This is a genomic window from Paenibacillus sp. TAB_01 (genome assembly GCF_043945595.1).
Taxonomy (GTDB): Bacteria; Bacillota; Bacilli; order Paenibacillales; family NBRC-103111; genus Paenibacillus_S.
In genome coordinates this window covers 560,001-578,012 of the sequence record NZ_JBIFNP010000001.1, presented here as the reverse complement: position 1 = coordinate 578,012, position 18,012 = coordinate 560,001, and the positions used below count along the sequence as shown (strand labels likewise).

The window sequence follows — 18,012 nt, the reverse complement described above, 5'->3', positions numbered from 1 at the left end:
ACTAAACGTATCCGGCAGCTTTTCCGCGGCGTCTCCTGCCTTATCAGCCCGAATTGTAAACGTAAAGTTAACGTAGTGTAAAGCCAGTGTAAACTTTCAGGGTTCGTTCAGTTCACCCTAAGGGGGGTCTCAGGAAGGCCCCTTAGAATACAACTTGTAACGAAGCAGTGAGACAGCAATGATTCGACTGAATTACAGCAAAAAGCACGGCGGCGGAAAGAGGTGGGATCTCCAATGAATCAACAATTGAAATACCGGCATGAGCTTAAGTTTTTTATTAATCAGCATCAGTTTTACATTATCCGCCAGCGGCTGAAAAGCTTGATGCGCCCGGATGCCAACGTAGGGCCGACAGGCGAATACCATATCCGCAGCTTATATTTTGACGATATGCACAATAAAGCGCTTCATGAGAAGCTCGGCGGCATCCGCGACCGGGTAAAATACCGGATCCGGATCTACAACATCCAGGATAATGTAATCCATTTCGAGAAAAAAATGAAGCGCGACGATTACATCGCCAAGATCAAGGAACCGCTGACGCGGGACATGTATGACGCTATCGCCGCAGGCGATTTCGAATGCTTGAACCGGCCGGACAAACCGCTCCTGATGGAGCTGTACAACGAGATGAACCACAGCCTGCTCAGGCCCAAGGTCATCGTCGATTACGTCCGCGAGCCGTATGTATGCCATCACGGAAATGTCCGGATTACCTTCGATAAGGACTTAATGACCGGCCTTCATTCAACGGACATCTTTAACAAAAATCTCGATCCGGTCCGGGCCATCGACGATAATCTGATTATCCTGGAGGTTAAGTTCGACGAATATATTCCGGACGCTATCAAGACGGCCGTTCAGCTTGAAGGCTTGAACAGACAATCGGCATCCAAATACGTGATTTGCCGCAAATTTTTAAAATTGAATACATGGGAGGACTATTGATATGGAAACAGCTGCAGCAGCTACAACCACAGGAACCACAACGAATTTCACGGATTTATTGAAAAAATCGGTCATCAGCAACTTTACCTCGGACATCAGCTTGTCCAAGATGCTTATATCGCTTGGCGTCGCCTTTCTGATCGGATTTTTTATCTACCTGCTTTATAAAAGAGTGTTCAGCGGCGTGCTTTATTCCAAAAGCTTTAACATTTCGCTGATCGGCATGACGATGGTGACGGCCATGGTCATTATTGCGGTCAATTCCAACCTGGTGCTGTCGCTCGGTATGGTCGGCGCCCTCTCGATCGTCCGTTTCAGAACGCCGATTAAAGATCCGACCGATCTGATCTTCCTGTTCTGGGCGGCCGCTGCGGGCATCGTTTCCGGCGCCGGCTTTTATACCCTGGCTATTCTGGGCTCCGTCATCGTCGGCTTGATTATGTTCTTCTTTATCAAACGCTCTTCCTTTGAGACGCCTTACCTGCTCGTCGTCAACTGCGACGGGGATCACAGCGAGAAAGAAGTTCATGCGCTCGTCAGCAAGCTGGTGAAGCGCTACAATGTGAAGCAAAAAACAGTGACTAACGGCAATATCGAAAGCACGCTGGAGGTGCGTCTGTGCGACAGCGAGGGACAGTTCGTCAACCAAATTTCCGGGCTTTCCGGCGTGAAGAACGCCGTCCTGATCAGCTACAGCGGGGATTATGTATCCTAAAAGCCAATAGATGGAGGTGCTTGCAAATGAGCAGAAGACTGGTCATACTCCTTCTATGCTTCACGCTCCTGTTCGGGGCCGCAGGCTGCTCGACGGCCAGTCTGAATGGAACGGACAGCGCTGCAGCCGCCGCAGCTAAATGGATTACTGCGGCAGCGGCCGCATCAGGGGACAAGGCCGTTTCAAACAACGAAAAAAGCATAGACGAGGACGTCTTTCCAAAAGATAAAGTCATCGATGTGAACATCACGATGAAGGCCGAAGATTTCCAGGATATGCTGGACAATGCCAGCAAGGAGGAATTCAAGACCGCCTCCGTCGATTACAACGGCAAGCATTTCGACAATGTGGCTGTCCGGACGAAGGGGAATCTCAGCTTACGCAGCGTAGTCAATTCCGATTCCGACCGGTACAGCTTCAAAATTTCGTTCGACGAATATATTTCAAGTCAGACGCTGTACGGCATCAGCAAAATCAATCTGAACAACAACTACAGCGACGCTTCGTATATGCGGGAGTTTCTCGCCTACGAGCTGGCGGAGCAAATGGGCCTGCCGACACCGAAATATTCGTTCGTCAATGTTTATGTAAACGGCGAGCTGAAGGGCTTCTATCTGGCCGTCGAGCAAATCGGGGAATCGTACCTGGAACGCAACTTCGGCGATGCCTACGGAGCTTTATATAAAGCCAACGGAGGCAGCGGCAGCGAGTTAAATTGGCTGGAATCGATCCAGTCTTACACGGGACTTGACTTGAAATCCGAATCCTCGGACGGCAGCGTTCTGCTCGACATGGTCGATGAGCTGAACAACGGAACCGATTATGACCAAGTGCTCGATGTGGACGAAGCGTTGAAGTTTATTGCGCTGAACGTCCTCACAGCCAACATGGACAGCTATTTGGGCAGCAACAAGCACAACTATTATTTGTACGAGCAGAAAGGGGTATTCTCCATTCTGCCGTGGGACTATAACATGGCGTTCGGCGGACTGGGCGGAACGAGCCTGTTGATCGATGAGCCGACACAGGGCGCATTGTCCGATCGTCCTTTGATCGATAAGCTGCTCAAGGTCGATGCTTATAAAGAAAAATATCATCAAATTTTGAAGGACGCCTTGGACGGCTACTTGGCTGACGATACGTTCAAAGCCCGTGTACAGGAGCTTTCGGCCATGATCTCCTCCTATGTGGAGAAGGATCCTACCGCATTCTACACCTACGAGCAGTACCAGCAGGGCGTCACACAGCTGACGGCATTCAACGCTCAGATCGTGGAGAGCTTCACCAAGCAGTTAGACGGCACCTCCCCGTCGTTCGGGGACGGCTCCGGCAGCGGCGGCGGGCCCGGCGGAGGTATGGGCCGCAACGGCGGCAAGCAGCAAGGGAATGCCGTTAAGGCTAAGGCGGCGGCCGATGGCCAGGCTCAAGGCGGGCAGGCTCAGGGCGGGCTAGCTGCGCCCAATGCCAACGGGCAGGCTCAAGGCGGCCAAACTGCGCCGAACGCCAACGGGCAAATGCAAGGCGGCCCAGGTGGTGGCATGGGCGGTATGGGTGGAGGCCCTGGCGGTATGGACGGTGGGCCCGGCGGAGGCATGGGCGGCGGCCCGGAAGGCCAAGGCACACAGCCGGCGGGAAGTATCAGCGAAGCGCTTACCGCAGGAAGCATGGTCATCGTCCTGCTGCTCGCATGCGTGTTCGTGACGCAGTATAGGCGCAAACGAGGATAATCGTTCAGCCAACCAAGTTAACCAATGGAAAAGAGCACTTGCTTCAATCTGCATGCGATTTACATGCAGGTTGAGGGCAGGTGCTCTTTCTTCGGTTCGTTTCAGCACACATCGAATTCCACAGGCCACAGAACAGGCCCGGGGAGGACAACACCCGCCTGCACGCCGCTTCGGTATTCGCTGAGCGCCGGATGATGCGGATTCAGCAGGTGCAGCATCCGTTCCGAACTGGTATGAAACACCTCAGAGCAAGGGATGGCCCAATTCTGAAGCTGCCGTGAAGCAAGCGGAAGAGGCAGAAGCAAGGCTCCGCTCTCCTGCGGGGCCATTTTACTCTTCAGATAGCTGCAGATCCAGCTAAGCGCCTCCGTATCCCGTGCCAGGACGCAAAGCGGCTTGCCCGGATCGGCTTTGTCGTAGCGAATATAGCCGCACCTGCATCCTTCCTTCATCACGACGGCAGCCTGCACCCCTCTGCCCGGACTAAGCCAGTCCGTCAGAGAAGGGCCCGGCTTCACGGCCAGCGAAGCGTCCTGAAACCAGCGGCTCCACATCCTTTCAAGCTCCGCAAGATCCGGTTCCTCCACACGCCGTTCCTCCATACCTTGCGGCAAGGACGGGATATCCTCCAGCCTGATCTGCAGCTGATGCCTTCCCCACAGCTTCTGTTCGTAGCCGTACCGCGGATAATAATCGGCGTGTCCGATCAGCAGGGATAGAACGAAGCCTTTGGCTGCGGCTCTGGCGTGACCTTCCCGAATCAGACGGGCTCCTACGCCTTGCTTTTGAAATTCAGGAAGGACAGCGATCGGAGCCAGAATATCCCCTCTGATCTCTTCGCCTTTTGCGGTAAATGTCTGCGGTGTAAAAAGAACATGCCCGATCACCCGTCCACCCAGCTCCGCCACGATCGAGAGCTCCGGATCGAAGCACTGCCGGTTCCGGAGTACACAGGTAAGTATAGCCTCGGCCATTCCCATTCCATACGTAAATGCGGCTGCATGCAGACCGACTATGGCGAAACTATCCCCTGCGGCTTCCGAACGGATGATTAGATTGTCCATGCATAAACCTCCTCCTTCACGGTAAGCGAATAGGCTTCCCGGCCCCCAACAAAATCTTCATTGGACATTAGGGCCGCACATATACTCCTAGCATAGCAGAGCATGCAGATCCCGGTCCGGAAAAAACAGCTTTAGATAAACTGTCCTATGCCGCCCCGGCCTCTCCCATCCAATCGAAAAAAAGTTGCAAAACAGGTCGTTTCGAATGATTCAACACCTTAGAGATCGGTTTATTTATACTTAACTAACTTGATCTAACAGAAGCTGGAAATAGCAAGCTACATAACATTTAAAAAGGGAGCGATGCATGATGATGAAAATGGTAAAGGCAAAAATTGGTGTTCTTGCGTTATGTTCCGCGTTGATGCTTCCGGCCGCTGCAAGCGCCGCGTCAACCGATTCGACCACAACCACTACAACCTCCACAACGGATGGGCCGGTGGTCGTATCGTCCATCATTCAAACGAATGTGAACGGCGTGATGGTGCCCGGCATTTACGTGGTCAACAGCGAATCCCGAGTTGCCTTTATTCCCGGAGGCGTAGGCCTTGTGGTGGTAAACAACGGCATCGCTCTGCCGATCGGCGCTTATTACGTCAATCCATAAAAGGCTTCTGCAGCCTTCCTCATGGGCTCGTGCCGGATCCTCGCTTGAAGGATCAGGCCATGTATATGAAAAAATCAGCAGCTCCACACAAGGAGCTGCTGATTTTTGCTTTCTTCTTGCCGCGGCCGCGCACACAGCCGGTTAGTTCACTTGGTACTCCGCTGCTTGCGGCGCACCTTGATACCAGAATAATGCGTACTCCGTCATGACCGACGCATGCCCCATTTGGTGCAGCATTGCCGTAACATTGCCGCGGTGATACGTAGCGTGATTAACGATCTGAAGCAACATTTCCGACAGGCGGGTCGGACGTACGCCGGCATAAGGATTATCGATGACGATGACCCGCTCCAAATCGTTCTGTGCGCTCAAGAACGCGCGGTACTGTGCAGCCAATTGAACGTACAGCTGCTCCAGCTCCTCCAGACTCTTGCTCTCTACTTCTTCCGTCAGCGCCCGGGAGGCTTCCAACGCGTCGCGCATCTCTCGGCCTGATAAAATCTCAAACCAGCAGAGATCAACAAAATAAATGTGCGCCATGACCTTCGCGACCGTAGGAAAAACACTCTGCACCTGCTGTTCGTATACCCCGCGAGGCAGCTCCTTCAATTTGTTGATCAACGTTTGATTTGCCCATACATGGTAATGATACATTTCTTCTGCTTGCTTCATCGTTCATCGCTCCCTTGGTTAGCTATCGTTTTGTTACATTCATCTTAATAAAAAAAGTATGACAGCATCCTGTCATACTTTTTCATCCGGTTCAGAATAAATATTCAGCATGCCGGCAAGCTTGGAACGAAACGTATTCCGAAGCTCTGCGGGCTCTATAATTTTCAAATGCTCCCCGAAGCTCAGAAGGACGGCCGTCAGCCATTCCGATGCTGCCGGATCTCGAACCTTCAGCGTCAGTGTGAGCGTTCCGTCGTCATGAAACTGCTTTTCCGCATCGTAAAAATGATCCAGCGCCCTGGCCAAAGCATGCCCGTTAACATGAAGCACGACATCCGTTCCCGGCTCCGGCATTTTATCGTCCCAATACTCTGCCCGTTCCTGCTCGGCGCGCGGCTGAAAAATCTCCTGCGTCGATTGCAGACGGACGATTCTCGAAATCCGGAATTCCCGTTCCTCCTTACGCGCACGGCAGTAGCCTTTCAAATACCAAGCGGTATACTTATATATCAGACGTAGGGGCTCAACGGAACGATCCATCCGCTCGTTTTTGAGATTAATATACTCGAACCGAATGACCTGCCGATTCAGAATCGCAGCACGAATCAGCCGCAGCGAATCGTTATACATCCGCTGGCTTCCGATATCCATCGTCAAGCTTTGCGTCTGGTTGTCCGGCTGAATCGTCTGCAGCTTATGAATGGTATCCCTTGCCCGATCGTCGTCGAATACAGTGGACATGCTGTGCAGAATCGTAATCAACGATTCGACATCGTAGGAGCCGAGCAGGCTTTTATCCATTTTGTACTGCTCCATAATCCCGTAGCCGCCGTTCACCCCTTGGTAGGAAACAACCGGGATGCCTGCCGCGCAGATCGCGTCGATATCCCTGTAAATCGTCCGCTGGGATACGTTATATTTCTCGGCCAGGGCAGATGCCGAAAGCACCTCGTTATTCAACAGCATATAGATCATCGAAATAAGACGTTCCAGCTTCATTGCTACTCCCCCGCTGCATTCATGTCCATTTGGCCTCTGCCTCTTCTTTGGCTCTTCAAGGCTCAAATGGAATACCACATTATACCATAAACCGCTGCCAGGAATCCGGAGAAGAACGGCACAGCTTGGCTCATTTTCCCCCCGAAGTCAGTCCCATCACAGCAATCCATAAGAAATCTTTATCTGCCCTTTATGCTAGTATAAAGCTTGTCAACGAAATAGAACTGGAGAGGATGTTAAACGATGGCTAAACTTACCCCTTATATTTTCTCGGAGAATGCCAGAGCCCAGGCTGAGTTCTACACGCAGGCGCTGGGGGGCGAAATTTTGTCAATTCTGACCTACGGAGAGCTGCCGGAAGCGGATGAATCGTTAAAGGATAAAGTGCTGCACCTGTGCGTCGTTGCCGGCGGCGTCCAATTGTTTATGTCCGATGCCGTGTCTGAACCGACGGCTCCCGGGGGCGGCCTGCTGCTGTCTATGGAATTCGCTACGGAAGCGGAAGCGCAGGATGCGTTCGGCAAGCTTGCCGAGGGCGGTTTTGTTAAGGAACCGTTGAAGCCCGCTTTCTGGGGCGCGATGTTCGGACAAGTACAGGACAAATTCGGCATGACCTGGATGATTACCGACGACCCGCAGGCGTGCCGGAATTAATTTATTTTCTGAAGCTAAGACAAGACCGGCGGCGTCAAAGGCGATGACAAAATACAGTCCGCAAGGGTCCGATGTGGGCCGCCGCACCGCACGCAGCTCCCAGTGCGCGGTGCTTCGGTGCATGACGACGGTCGATCGAACCACTGGAACCAGTGAACCGCTCAGCCCTGCAATCGGTAGAAACGGACTGTGTTTGCCCAAAGCGCTTCCCCCGTCTCCGCCTCGGACCTGTTGTGAATCGCGGCGATCTCCCTGATCGAGTCCCGAATCATCCCCGGATGCGTCCGAACCCCCTCATACGGCCCTTGAAACGGCCAAGGTTCGTCGGTTTCGACCATAAGCAGGCTTAGTGGATAGGCTCGAACAATATCCCTTATTTTCTCCTTATACACAACATCCGGCGTAACGGAAATGAAATAGCCCCGCTCCTTCATCCGCTGCAGTGTTTCTTCGCTGCCTTTGAACCAATGAAAATGCGCCCGCTCGACACCGTGCTTTTCCAGCAAATCGCATGCGATATCCGCATCCTCGTAGACCGCATGGAGCACGATGGGCTTCTCAAGCTCCGCGGCCAACCGGATAAACCGTTCGAGCAACCAGATATACGGCTCCAGATCGAAGCCGCGCCCCGCCTTCTCCGCTTCAAGCCGCGCATAATAAGGCAGTCCCACTTCTCCTATTGCGTACATTTCCTCACGGTGATCTCGTATCCATCGAAATAATTGTTCTTCCTCCGAAGCATCGGGCAGTGCCTGCTCCGGGTGGTAGCCAAAGGCGGGATAAATCGGTTGATCCGTGCGCCGCTTCAGCGCAAGCAGACTGCGGCATGAATCCAAATGCATGGAGACAGCTACCAGTCCTTTGACTCCGAAGGCTCCGAGAGAGTTCAATAGCGCTTCCCTCTCCTCTTGTTCATATAGATCCAAATGCAGGTGAGCATCGATGATAGGTATTGCCATGACAGCCTCTCTTTCATTTCCAGGTTCACCGAGCCAGCTGTGGCTGCAGGTCAAGGGCCATCCTTGCGCTCACTTGCAGGCGAGATAGGCGGGATAGCCTTTCCTTGAGCCCGCTTTCTCTTCTCACTCTCACACAGAGGCCCGTCGAACCGCCTCGCCGATAATCCGGAGGAGCGGGTGACTTTTTTACATTCTGCTCTCCTGCTCCTGGATCACCTGCTCAATCCCGAGCAGAATCAGCTTCAAGCCGAATTCGAACGCCCGGTCGGTTCACCATCAGCTCGAATAGCCCGTTCGTGAACATCCTCCGAAACAGTCCCGCATCCGTATCGCTCATAGAGTCCAGAAGGCGAATCATCTCATCGCCCGGAAGCGCTCCCTGATCCTTAAGAACAGCGGAGACATTGCGCTCATGCTGATAATCGTCAAGTACGAAATAGAATACATAGTTCACAAGCGTAGTAACCACTTGCATTTTCTGTTCCTGCTCAAGCGGCGTCGATTCCACGCAGAGCAGCATGCGGTTGGTAAAACGGATGATGTCCGGTTCGTGGGGCAGCGTCATCATCATAAGCTGCGTAGAGCAGGGATACCGGCTGAGCACGCTGCGTACCGTTACCGCAAGCCCCGTCAGCTGCTCCTTCCAATCCCCCTCGGAGTGGAACTCCTCCAGAATTATTTTCGATACCTGGTTGGCCAGACGCTGGTATAGATTCTGTTTGCTCTTGAAGTACCAGTACAGAGAGGGAGCCTGAATCCCTAGCCTGTCGGCCAATCGTCTCATGCTGAATTTCTCGATGCCCTCCTCTCCGAGAAGCTCCCAAGAGGCTTCCAAAATCTTATCCTCCGAAATCTGAGGCTGCTGTTTTTTCATCGTTATCCGCCCTTTTATCTAACAGTGTAAGTTTATGCTTTACAGGTTCTTAAGTCCATGATATCATCTAACACTGTAAGGTTCAATCTAACACCGTTAGATAAAAAGATTAAAATAAATAAAAAAGAAAGTGGTGATCCGACATGGATGCAGAAAACATCTATTACTTTGAAAAAGCACCGGTCGCAAAAGCCGTAGCTCACTTCGCTGTACCTATGATGCTAGGCACATCGATGAATGTCGTCTATTCCATCTTGAATGCCTATTTCCTTGGCACGCTTCACAACACTGCCATGTTGACCGCACTCGCATTAACCTTGCCGTTATTCGCAATCATTATGGCGCTGGGCAACTTGATTGGCATCGGCAGCGGCACCCTCATCTCCCGTTTGTTAGGAGAGAAACAATATGATGCTGTAAAGCATGTATCTTCATTCGCCTTTTACAGCAGTTTAGTTCTCGGTCTAATCGTGATGGCCGTGGGTCTTCCTTTAATCGATCCTATCGTTCATGGCCTGGGAGCAACGTCCGATTCCTTCGGATTCACAAAGGACTATGTAACGATTATGCTTATTGGCTCACCCTTCGTCGTTTTATTCTTCACGCTGGAGAATATCGTGCGCTCGGAGGGTTCGGCCATAACTTCGATGACCGGTATGATTCTCAGTGTCGTTGTCAATATTATTCTTGATGCGTTAGTCATCTTCGTATTCCATTGGGACGTGATCGGCGTTGCGTCGGCTACGGTCATTTCTAACCTGGTTGCGAGTGCATTCTACGCTTTTCATATGAAATACAAAAGTCAATTCTTAACGGTCTCCATAAAGTGGTTCAAGGCTTCCAAGGACATTCTGAGCAATGTATTCAAAATCGGAGTTCCCGTCTTTATTATGAGCATCTTTTTGGGTGCCATGTCGCTTATCTTTAACCATTTTCTTGTCGAATATGGGGATCAGGCCGTAGCGGCTTACGGAATTTCATCCCGTTTACTGCAATTTCCCGAATTTATTTTGATGGGCTTATGCGAGGGAGTCGTGCCGTTGATTGCCTTCTCTTTTACAGCGAACAAATTACGTATGAAGCATACCGTTGGATTTACGATCAAAGCGATTGTGGCTTTAGCAGTAGCGTTCGGCATCATCGTCTATTTGATTTCCGGTCACTTAATCGGTTTGTTTACGAATGACCGGCAATTAATTGAAATGGGCAGCTACATTCTGCATGTGACGTACTTATCCTTGTTCATTACAGGAATGACCACGCTGTTTACCGGGATTTTCCAAGCAACAGCACAAGGAACCGCCGCATTTATTATGTCAATCATTCAAGGAGTTACTCTGATTCCCGTGTTGTTTATCGCCAATCATATGTACGGCTTCCATGGGGTAGTTTGGTCGCTCGTTATTGCGGATGCCGTCGCATTCCTTGTGGGCGCCATCATGCTGTATGTTCTGCGAACCAAGCTGCAGCCGGATTTGGATGGTTTAGTACAGTAGAAAACCTATGTATGCAAAAAGGCAGGATGTGGGCGGGCCCCGATCCTGTCTTTTTTTATATAATCCATATACGCAAGGAATTCCGCAAAAAGTTGTTTTATTCATTGTACAGTTCACCATTCATCAGACTGTAATATTCACGGATAAGGTTGTGCGCAGCGGCATGGTACAATAAAACTGCCTATGGCTATCGCATTATGAATAACATACCATAGACAAAGCCATTTCATTCCAAGCAGAGGTATCTAGGCTATGTTTAAACGCAATCCGCTCTATGTGCTGATGCTGACGCTCTCCGTCGGATTGATTATGTATACCGTTTACGCCAATTTCATCCACGATCCGCACGCCGCCGCCTTTCTCAATCATAAAACTAACCTGAAGCGCCCTCTCCCGTTGACGCTTTGGCTGAATGTGATGTATGTTCATGTCTTTTTTGCCTGCTTGGCCATGGCTTCGGGAGCCATCAACTTTAACGAGGGGTTTTTACGGCGTTCCCGCAAAGGGCATCGCATCAACGGCTATATTTATTTGATATCCGTTGCGCTGGTCGATCTTACGTCGGGGTACATGGCCCCTTATGCCACTGGAGGCAAGATCAGCAGCGTCGCGTTCAACCTGCTGAATAGCGTGTGGCTGGGCATGACGATCGCTGCGATTGTCCAGATCAGGAAAAAACGGGTGGACAAGCACCGGAAATGGATGGTCCGCAGCTATGCCTTTTGCTTTACAAACCTGTTCATTCATTTGTTTACTTATGTCTTGAACGATGGACTTGGCCTGGACTACGTGCTCAGCTATAGAATCAGCATTTATGCCGCAATAGCCGCCCTGTTCCTGCTGGCCGAGCTTGTGATCCGCAAGGTCTATAGGCTGGGCAAAAATTGAAACGCAAGGACGGAATCATTATAATTCAACATGTAGGCTGTACGCGAAATGAGCAGCCCTTCAACATGACTATAGCAGCCATGAGCATATAAACCATTTGGAGGAGGTTTTTGCATGTCGAATCAAGCTATCACAGCACGGCAATCCGGAACCTTTACTATCGGCGGAGAATTAACCGTACACCGTCTCGGCTACGGCACGATGCAGCTGACCGGCCCGGGCGTATGGGGCGACCCCCGCGATCCCGACGAGGCGGTTCGCGTGCTTCAGCGGGCGGTAGAGCTCGGCGTCAATTTCATCGACACGGCCGATTCTTACGGACCCTTCGTCGCCGACCTGCTCCTCAAAAAAGCGCTGCACCCTTATCCCAAAGATCTGGTGATCGCGACGAAAGCCGGCTTGACGCGCTCCGGTTCCGAATGACTGGCGCCCGGTCGGCCGTCCTGAGTATTTGCGCCAGCAGGCCGAGCTCAGCCTTCGGCATCTGGGGCTTGAACGGATCGATCTGTTCCAGCTGCACCGCATCGATCCCAAAGTACCGCTGGCCGAACAGCTTGGCGAGCTCGCGCTCTTGAAGCAGGAGGGTAAAATCGGCCATATCGGCCTTAGCGAGGTCACCGTGGAACAGCTTCAAGCGGCTAATGAAATTACTCCTATCGCCTCCGTTCAAAACTTGTACAACCTGGCCAAGCGCGATGCAGAGCCCGTGCTGGAATATGCCGAAGCGAACAACATCGCGTTCATTCCGTGGTTCCCGCTCGCGACAGGCGCCCTGGCCAAGGAAGGCGGCCCACTGGACTCGCTTGCCAAGCAGCATGGAGCCAAGCCATCGCAGCTGGCGCTCGCCTGGCTGTTGAAGCGCTCCAAGGTCATGCTGCCGATTCCGGGAACCTCCAGCGTAGCCCATGTCGAGGAAAATATCGCGGCGGCGGGCATCGAATTGAGCGATGCGGATTTTGCCCTGCTTTCCGACGCGGTGAAGCAATAATACAAGCCAAAAAGAAAAGGGCTGTCCAGAAAGTCAGTGAAAACTGACTTTCTGGACAGCCCCATTTTGATTGGATGGAATGTTAAAAATAGGCACAAAAAAACCGTCTTTTCCTGTAAATGAAAGTTACCACACCATCATTTAAAAAAGGACGGTTTTTATGCGTAATCCGACGACTACTACCCAACAGTATACCATGCAACTGACACTTCCTCTAGGGGATTTAGAAGAAAAGATAGTTTCCAAACGAAATCTGGCCCCTACCTTTCAAGTCTATGACAATAAGCAAGCTCAGATGATTCTGGATTTGGAACTATTCATCCCTGCTCACCATGTGGCGCGTGTCATTGATGAAATGATTGAAGCGATCCCGGATGAGCAGCTGTTTGCTCACTATACGGGTGGAGGCCGCAGGTGGAGGCCGCAGTTCCTACCATCCCAAAATGATGCTCAAAGTCATTCTGTACGGATACTCGCAAAAGGTCTACTCTTGCCGAGGTACCGAAAAGCTACTGCGCGAAAATCTCCCGGCGATGTGGCTGGCTGCGATGCAGCAGCCGGACTTCCGCACCTTGAATGAATTTCGTGGGGTGCGCATGAAAGCGTGCATGGACGAATTGTTTGAAACGATGATCCAAAAGCTCATCGCGGATAACTACATCACCATGGAGAACTACTTCCTCGACGGCACGAAGATCGAAGCTGATGCTAACAAGTATTCGTTTGTGTGGAAAAAATCCACGCTGCGCTTTGAGGAGAAGCTCAAGAAAAAAGTACAGGAGACCCTTGCGCATATTCATGCACTGACCCAGCAAGAAGCTGGCGAATATGCTGCGGCAGATCCAGATGAGCTTCCTGGCCAGCTCGAAGAAACAGCCACCGCGCTGGAAAAAAGAGTGGAAACCTTAACCGAACAGATGGCTCAAGCCAACGGCAGTGAAGAGCGGAAAGCCTTGCGCAAAGAGCGCCGTGCCTGGAAGCAGCCGCTGAAACAAATTCGGAGGGACTTTTTACCCCGGCTCGCCAAGTATGAGCAGCAGAAAGCGTGCTTTGGCGATCGCAACAGCTACTCCAAAACCGACCCGGATGCCACGTTTATGCGGATGAAGGAAGACCACATGAAAAATGGTCAATTGAAGCCGGGCTACAATGTGCAAATGGCCACGGACAACCAGTTCATTTTGTTTTACAGCCTTCATCAGCGACCTACGGATACGCGCTGCTTCATTCCGCATATGGAGCGATTGGCCGCGTCTTCTTTGCCGATGCCGAAAACGGTGATTGCGGATGCGGGCTATGGCAGTGAGGAAAACTACTTGTATGCGGTGGGCGAAGAAAGAGAACCGCGATTCGATTTTCTCATTCCCTATGGCAACTACATGAAAGAGAGAACGCGGCGCTACAAGAAAGACATCCGTCATGCAACGAACTGGACGTACGAGGCGTTGGATGATCGATTCCTTTGCCCGAATGGCCGTTACGTTCGTTTTAAGAAATACCAAACGAAGAAAAACGCATCGGGTTTGGAGCAAAGCTTCAAGGTGTATGAATGTGAAGATTGCAGCAACTGCCCTTTCAAGCCGGCATGCACGAAAGCAAAGGGGAACCGCCAGGTCCACTGGAATACGGTGTGGGAAGAATTAAAAGCAAAGGCCAAAAAAGCCCTTGAGGATGACGAGAAATCCGCCATCTATGTTCGGGGTAAAGTCGAGGTAGAAAGCGTGTTCGGTCACATCAAGGGCAACCGGTCGTTCCGACGGTTCTTCTTGCGGGGACTGGATAAGGTTCACACCGAGTTTGGCATTGTAGCTTTGGCCCACAACCTACTAAAAGTGGCGGGCATCCGCTTCGCTGCATTCCTGCAAAAGCAGGCATACAAAAAGGCTGGACGGAAAACCTTACGTTTTCTCGTCCAACCTTTTTATTTTGGGGACTTTTTGGACAGCCTCTTTCTTTTTGAGAGCTCTATGGCGTTGGCCCGGCACCACGAACTCGGAGTGCTCCGGCCTAAAGCGGCGCTTTTTCCCATCCTCATAGCCTGTTCCTGTGATGGCTTCAGCCTGATGTAACGTAGGTGCCATTGTTCTTGATCAAGCTAGCTGTTACACCCGATTCCTCCGGCCTATACAGCTTACTCGAAATCGTCCGTTTCCAGGCAAGCAGCTTCTTTTGTTCGCGATCACTCCTGCCGGCAGCGCGGGATCTTGCCTCCCGCATGAAGAGGATCTCCGGTTTCTTCCATCCACCGGTGCAGCTTCTCGCGCTGAGCTGCATAACCCTGCCACCGCCGGCTCGATCTTCCCATCGCTTAAGCTGCCTGCTTGCGGCCGCCCTGCCGATGCCCGAGCCAGATCAGGAAAGCGACCGCAACCATGCCGCCCCCCACCGCGCAGGTTCCTGCCCATGCCCACAAGCTCCATGCATAAGCCCCCGCTGCGGAACCTACGGCTCCGCCGAGAAAGGAGCTGACCATGTAGATGGTATTAATCCGGCTTCTCGCTTCCGGCAGCAGGCTGTAAATACGGGCCTGATTGGAAACCTGGCCGCCTTGAATCCCTAGATCGAGCAGAATGACCCCTGCCACCAATCCCCAGATCATGCTTCCCAGCAGCCAGAAGGATACATAAGAAAGCAGAGCTGCCGCGATCATAAAACCGATCATGCGAATCGGGCTGATGCGATCGGCCAGACGTCCGATGACGGAGGCGGCAGCGGAGCCGACGACACCGACCAAACCGAACAGCCCCGCCACAGCGCTGCCGTACTGATAAGTGGGACCTTCGAGATAAAAGGTCAATGAGGTCCAGAACACGCTGAACGAACCGAACATGAACGCCCCGATCAGCGAAGCCTCGCGGATTGTACGCTGGCTTGCGATCAAATGTCCCATCGAACGGATCAGTTCCTTGTAAGACAGCTTGAGCTGCTGCTGACTCCCCGGCAAATAAGATCTCAAAATTAGCGCAAGCCCGAACATCATCACAGCTGCAAGTCCGAACATGACGCGCCAATGAAACAGCTCGCCGATCAAGCCCGCGACGGTCCTGGCAAGCAGAATGCCGATCAGCAGACCGCTCATCACATTGCCGATAGCTTTTCCCCGTTCATGCGGGAGAGCGAGCTCCGCAACGAGCGGCACGATCATCTGCGGCGCTACCGTCGTCACACCGACCGCAAGGCTTGCTATGTAGATCCACGTCAAGTTTTGAGCGGCAGCGACACCGATCAGCGCCACACCGACGGCGAAAAGCAGCGCGGTGATCAGCCGTCTCTTTTCGTAAATATCTCCCAGGGGGATAAAAAGAAACATGCCCGCGGCGTAGCCGATCTGGGTAAGCATCGATATGATGCCCGCATGCCGGTCATCGACACCGAACGTCTGCCCGATATCGGCCAGCAGCGGCTGATTGTAATACAAATTCGCAACGGTAAGCCCGCACGAGACGGCCATTAAGAGAACAAGTGCCGGAGACAGGCTTTTCGTCTGTCCTAATGCTAGATTCGTCATGAGTCAATCTCCTTCATCTATCAATTCCCTATGCAAATCATCTATGATGTTCAGACCCTATCTATTGTAGCAAACCAAGGTTCGTCCTTCTATTTTTTTCTTGTTCTTGCAGCTGAATTGAAAGCAAAAATACCGCATAACCAGTTAGACAGCGCATCCACCAGCTTCTCGCCTGCCGGAGAGCCCGATGCAACGCCAGAACCGGGCGTCCGTAAAAGCGGCCGCGGCGTAACGTAAGCATTCTCAAGCGAATAAAAACCTTGATAAGTCAGGTTGCATTCCCGGCCCAATGGCACTGCAGATTTGAATGAATTCGGCCGGATAAAGCCGAGTTAACAAAAAAGACCTTTGGAATTTAATCCAAAGGTCTCTATTGTGCTTGGCGACGTCCTACTCTCCCGGAACCCTTCGGTTCAAGTACCATCGGCGCTGGAGGGCTTAACGGTCGTGTTCGAGATGGGAACGCGTGGTTCCCCTCCGCCATCATCACCAAACGATGTGTCATGTTTCTGCCAGGAAACATGAATTCTTTGCTTCAAGGCGACTTGCACCTTGAAAACTAGATACGAAACAAGCATACATCCTTCTTCTTTGCTTTCTCTTGGATAAGCCCTCGACCGATTAGTATTCGTCAGCTCCATACCTTACGGCACTTCCACCCCGAACCTATCTACCTCGTCGTCTTCAAGGGGTCTTACTTTACTGGGAAATCTCATCTTGAGGGGGGCTTCACGCTTAGATGCTTTCAGCGCTTATCCCGTCCGTACGTAGCTATCCAGCCGTGCTCCTGGCGGAACAACTGGTACACCAGCGGTACGTCCATCCCGGTCCTCTCGTACTAAGGACAGCTCCTCTCAAATTTCCTGCGCCCACGACAGATAGGGACCGAACTGTCTCACGACGTTCTGAACCCAGCTCGCGTACCGCTTTAATGGGCGAACAGCCCAACCCTTGGGACCTACTTCAGCCCCAGGATGCGATGAGCCGACATCGAGGTGCCAAACCTCCCCGTCGATGTGGACTCTTGGGGGAGATAAGCCTGTTATCCCCAGGGTAGCTTTTATCCGTTGAGCGATGGCCCTTCCATGCGGTACCACCGGATCACTAAGCCCGACTTTCGTCCCTGCTCGACCTGTTCGTCTCGCAGTCAAGCTCCCTTATGCCTTTGCACTCTTCGAATGATTTCCAACCATTCTGAGGGAACCTTGGGGCGCCTCCGTTACTTTTTAGGAGGCGACCGCCCCAGTCAAACTGCCCACCTGACACTGTCCCCATACCGGTTCACGGTACCAGGTTAGAACTCCGATACGATCAGGGTGGTATCCCAACGGCGCCTCCACCCAAGCTGGTGCTCAGGCTTCTCAGGCTCCCACCTATCCTGTACAGATCGTACCAAAGTTCAATATCAAGCTGCAGTAAAGCTCCATGGGGTCTTTCCGTCTTGTCGCGGGTAACCTGCATCTTCACAGGTATTAAAATTTCACCGGATCTCTCGTTGAGACAGCGCCCAAGTCGTTACGCCATTCGTGCGGGTCAGAATTTACCTGACAAGGAATTTCGCTACCTTAGGACCGTTATAGTTACGGCCGCCGTTTACTGGGGCTTCGGTTCATAGCTTCGGGGTAAACCCCTAACCACTCCCCTTAACCTTCCAGCACCGGGCAGGCGTCAGCCCGTATACTTCGCCTTGCGGCTTCGCACAGACCTGTGTTTTTGCTAAACAGTCGCTTGGGCCTTTTCACTGCGGCCCCCTCGGGCTATTCACCCTACCGAGGCACCCCTTCTCCCGAAGTTACGGGGTCATTTTGCCGAGTTCCTTAACGAGAGTTCTTCCGCGCGCCTTAGCATGCTCTGCTCGCCTACCTGTGTCGGTTTGCGGTACGGGCACCTTCTCCCTGGCTAGAGGCTTTTCT

17 protein-coding genes, 2 rRNA genes and 1 pseudogene (1 of these 20 cut by a window edge) are annotated in these 18,012 nt (G+C 52.1%); 11 read left to right on the top strand and 9 right to left on the bottom strand.

The window, feature by feature from the left end; translation table 11 throughout:
• Window positions 1-234 precede the first annotated feature (234 nt).
• The 3 genes from ACHHV8_RS02880 to ACHHV8_RS02870 are packed head-to-tail and all read left to right on the top strand — an operon-like array spanning window position 235 to window position 3,390.
• A complete protein-coding gene (locus tag ACHHV8_RS02880; RefSeq protein ID WP_395156580.1) occupies window positions 235-948 on the top strand; it encodes a polyphosphate polymerase domain-containing protein in 714 nt (237 codons plus the stop codon).
• A 1-nt stretch (window position 949) separates the two neighbouring features.
• Window positions 950-1,663 (top strand): DUF4956 domain-containing protein, encoded by a 714-nt coding sequence (locus tag ACHHV8_RS02875; RefSeq protein WP_395156578.1) that lies wholly within the window; start codon window positions 950-952, stop codon window positions 1,661-1,663.
• A 26-nt stretch (window positions 1,664-1,689) separates the two neighbouring features.
• Window positions 1,690-3,390, top strand: coding sequence for a CotH kinase family protein (locus tag ACHHV8_RS02870; protein ID WP_395156576.1), 1,701 nt, complete (start codon window positions 1,690-1,692; stop codon window positions 3,388-3,390).
• 101 nt (window positions 3,391-3,491) lie between these two features.
• Here the strand turns inward: ACHHV8_RS02870 and ACHHV8_RS02865 are convergent, their stop codons facing one another.
• The gene (locus tag ACHHV8_RS02865; protein WP_395156574.1) at window positions 3,492-4,454 is read right to left on the bottom strand and encodes a GNAT family N-acetyltransferase; all 963 of its coding nucleotides are present in this window, start codon (window positions 4,452-4,454) and stop codon (window positions 3,492-3,494) included.
• Between the two features lie 307 nt (window positions 4,455-4,761).
• Between ACHHV8_RS02865 and ACHHV8_RS02860 the strand changes: the two genes are divergently transcribed.
• Window positions 4,762-5,061 (top strand): hypothetical protein, encoded by a 300-nt coding sequence (locus ACHHV8_RS02860; RefSeq protein WP_395156572.1) that lies wholly within the window; start codon window positions 4,762-4,764, stop codon window positions 5,059-5,061.
• 141 nt (window positions 5,062-5,202) lie between these two features.
• On the opposite strand, the gene ACHHV8_RS02855 is transcribed toward ACHHV8_RS02860, so the two are convergent.
• The gene (locus tag ACHHV8_RS02855) at window positions 5,203-5,733 is read right to left on the bottom strand and encodes a DinB family protein (protein ID WP_395156570.1); all 531 of its coding nucleotides are present in this window, start codon (window positions 5,731-5,733) and stop codon (window positions 5,203-5,205) included.
• Window positions 5,734-5,805: 72 nt separating this feature from the next.
• The gene (locus tag ACHHV8_RS02850) at window positions 5,806-6,732 is read right to left on the bottom strand and encodes a helix-turn-helix transcriptional regulator (RefSeq protein WP_395156568.1); all 927 of its coding nucleotides are present in this window, start codon (window positions 6,730-6,732) and stop codon (window positions 5,806-5,808) included.
• 243 nt (window positions 6,733-6,975) lie between these two features.
• On the opposite strand from ACHHV8_RS02850, the gene ACHHV8_RS02845 reads away from it, so the two are divergent.
• Window positions 6,976-7,386 (top strand): VOC family protein, encoded by a 411-nt coding sequence (locus ACHHV8_RS02845; protein WP_395156566.1) that lies wholly within the window; start codon window positions 6,976-6,978, stop codon window positions 7,384-7,386.
• 161 nt (window positions 7,387-7,547) lie between these two features.
• Here the strand turns inward: ACHHV8_RS02845 and ACHHV8_RS02840 are convergent, their stop codons facing one another.
• Window positions 7,548-8,345 (bottom strand): TatD family hydrolase, encoded by a 798-nt coding sequence (locus ACHHV8_RS02840; protein ID WP_395156564.1) that lies wholly within the window; start codon window positions 8,343-8,345, stop codon window positions 7,548-7,550.
• Between the two features lie 186 nt (window positions 8,346-8,531).
• Window positions 8,532-9,219, bottom strand: a pseudogene (locus tag ACHHV8_RS02835) (TetR/AcrR family transcriptional regulator).
• A 143-nt stretch (window positions 9,220-9,362) separates the two neighbouring features.
• Here ACHHV8_RS02835 and ACHHV8_RS02830 point away from each other — a divergent pair.
• From ACHHV8_RS02830 to ACHHV8_RS02805, 6 genes are all read left to right on the top strand, one after another.
• A complete protein-coding gene (locus ACHHV8_RS02830; RefSeq protein ID WP_395156562.1) occupies window positions 9,363-10,715 on the top strand; it encodes an MATE family efflux transporter in 1,353 nt (450 codons plus the stop codon).
• Window positions 10,716-10,967: 252 nt separating this feature from the next.
• Window positions 10,968-11,603, top strand: coding sequence for a DUF2306 domain-containing protein (locus tag ACHHV8_RS02825; RefSeq protein WP_395156560.1), 636 nt, complete (start codon window positions 10,968-10,970; stop codon window positions 11,601-11,603).
• Between the two features lie 114 nt (window positions 11,604-11,717).
• Window positions 11,718-12,026, top strand: a complete 309-nt coding sequence (locus ACHHV8_RS02820) for an aldo/keto reductase (RefSeq protein ID WP_395156558.1) — start codon at window positions 11,718-11,720, stop codon at window positions 12,024-12,026.
• A gap of 28 nt (window positions 12,027-12,054) precedes the next feature.
• The gene (locus ACHHV8_RS02815; protein ID WP_395156556.1) at window positions 12,055-12,591 is read left to right on the top strand and encodes an aldo/keto reductase; all 537 of its coding nucleotides are present in this window, start codon (window positions 12,055-12,057) and stop codon (window positions 12,589-12,591) included.
• 160 nt (window positions 12,592-12,751) lie between these two features.
• Window positions 12,752-13,171: a hypothetical protein gene (locus ACHHV8_RS02810; protein ID WP_395163696.1), complete on the top strand. Its 420-nt coding sequence runs from the start codon at window positions 12,752-12,754 to the stop codon at window positions 13,169-13,171.
• Window positions 13,053-14,660 (top strand): IS1182 family transposase, encoded by a 1,608-nt coding sequence (locus tag ACHHV8_RS02805; RefSeq protein ID WP_395163407.1) that lies wholly within the window; start codon window positions 13,053-13,055, stop codon window positions 14,658-14,660. The genes ACHHV8_RS02810 and ACHHV8_RS02805 overlap by 119 nt, the downstream gene beginning before the upstream one ends.
• Window positions 14,661-14,770: 110 nt before the next feature.
• On the opposite strand, the gene ACHHV8_RS02800 is transcribed toward ACHHV8_RS02805, so the two are convergent.
• The 4 genes from ACHHV8_RS02800 to ACHHV8_RS02785 form a co-directional block, all read right to left on the bottom strand.
• The gene (locus tag ACHHV8_RS02800; RefSeq protein WP_395156554.1) at window positions 14,771-14,896 is read right to left on the bottom strand and encodes a hypothetical protein; all 126 of its coding nucleotides are present in this window, start codon (window positions 14,894-14,896) and stop codon (window positions 14,771-14,773) included.
• Between the two features lie 3 nt (window positions 14,897-14,899).
• A complete protein-coding gene (locus ACHHV8_RS02795; protein ID WP_395156552.1) occupies window positions 14,900-16,099 on the bottom strand; it encodes an MFS transporter in 1,200 nt (399 codons plus the stop codon).
• A gap of 377 nt (window positions 16,100-16,476) precedes the next feature.
• A 5S ribosomal RNA gene (rrf, locus tag ACHHV8_RS02790) occupies window positions 16,477-16,593 on the bottom strand.
• A gap of 107 nt (window positions 16,594-16,700) precedes the next feature.
• Window positions 16,701-18,012 (bottom strand): 23S ribosomal RNA (locus ACHHV8_RS02785); it runs 1,639 nt beyond the window's last position.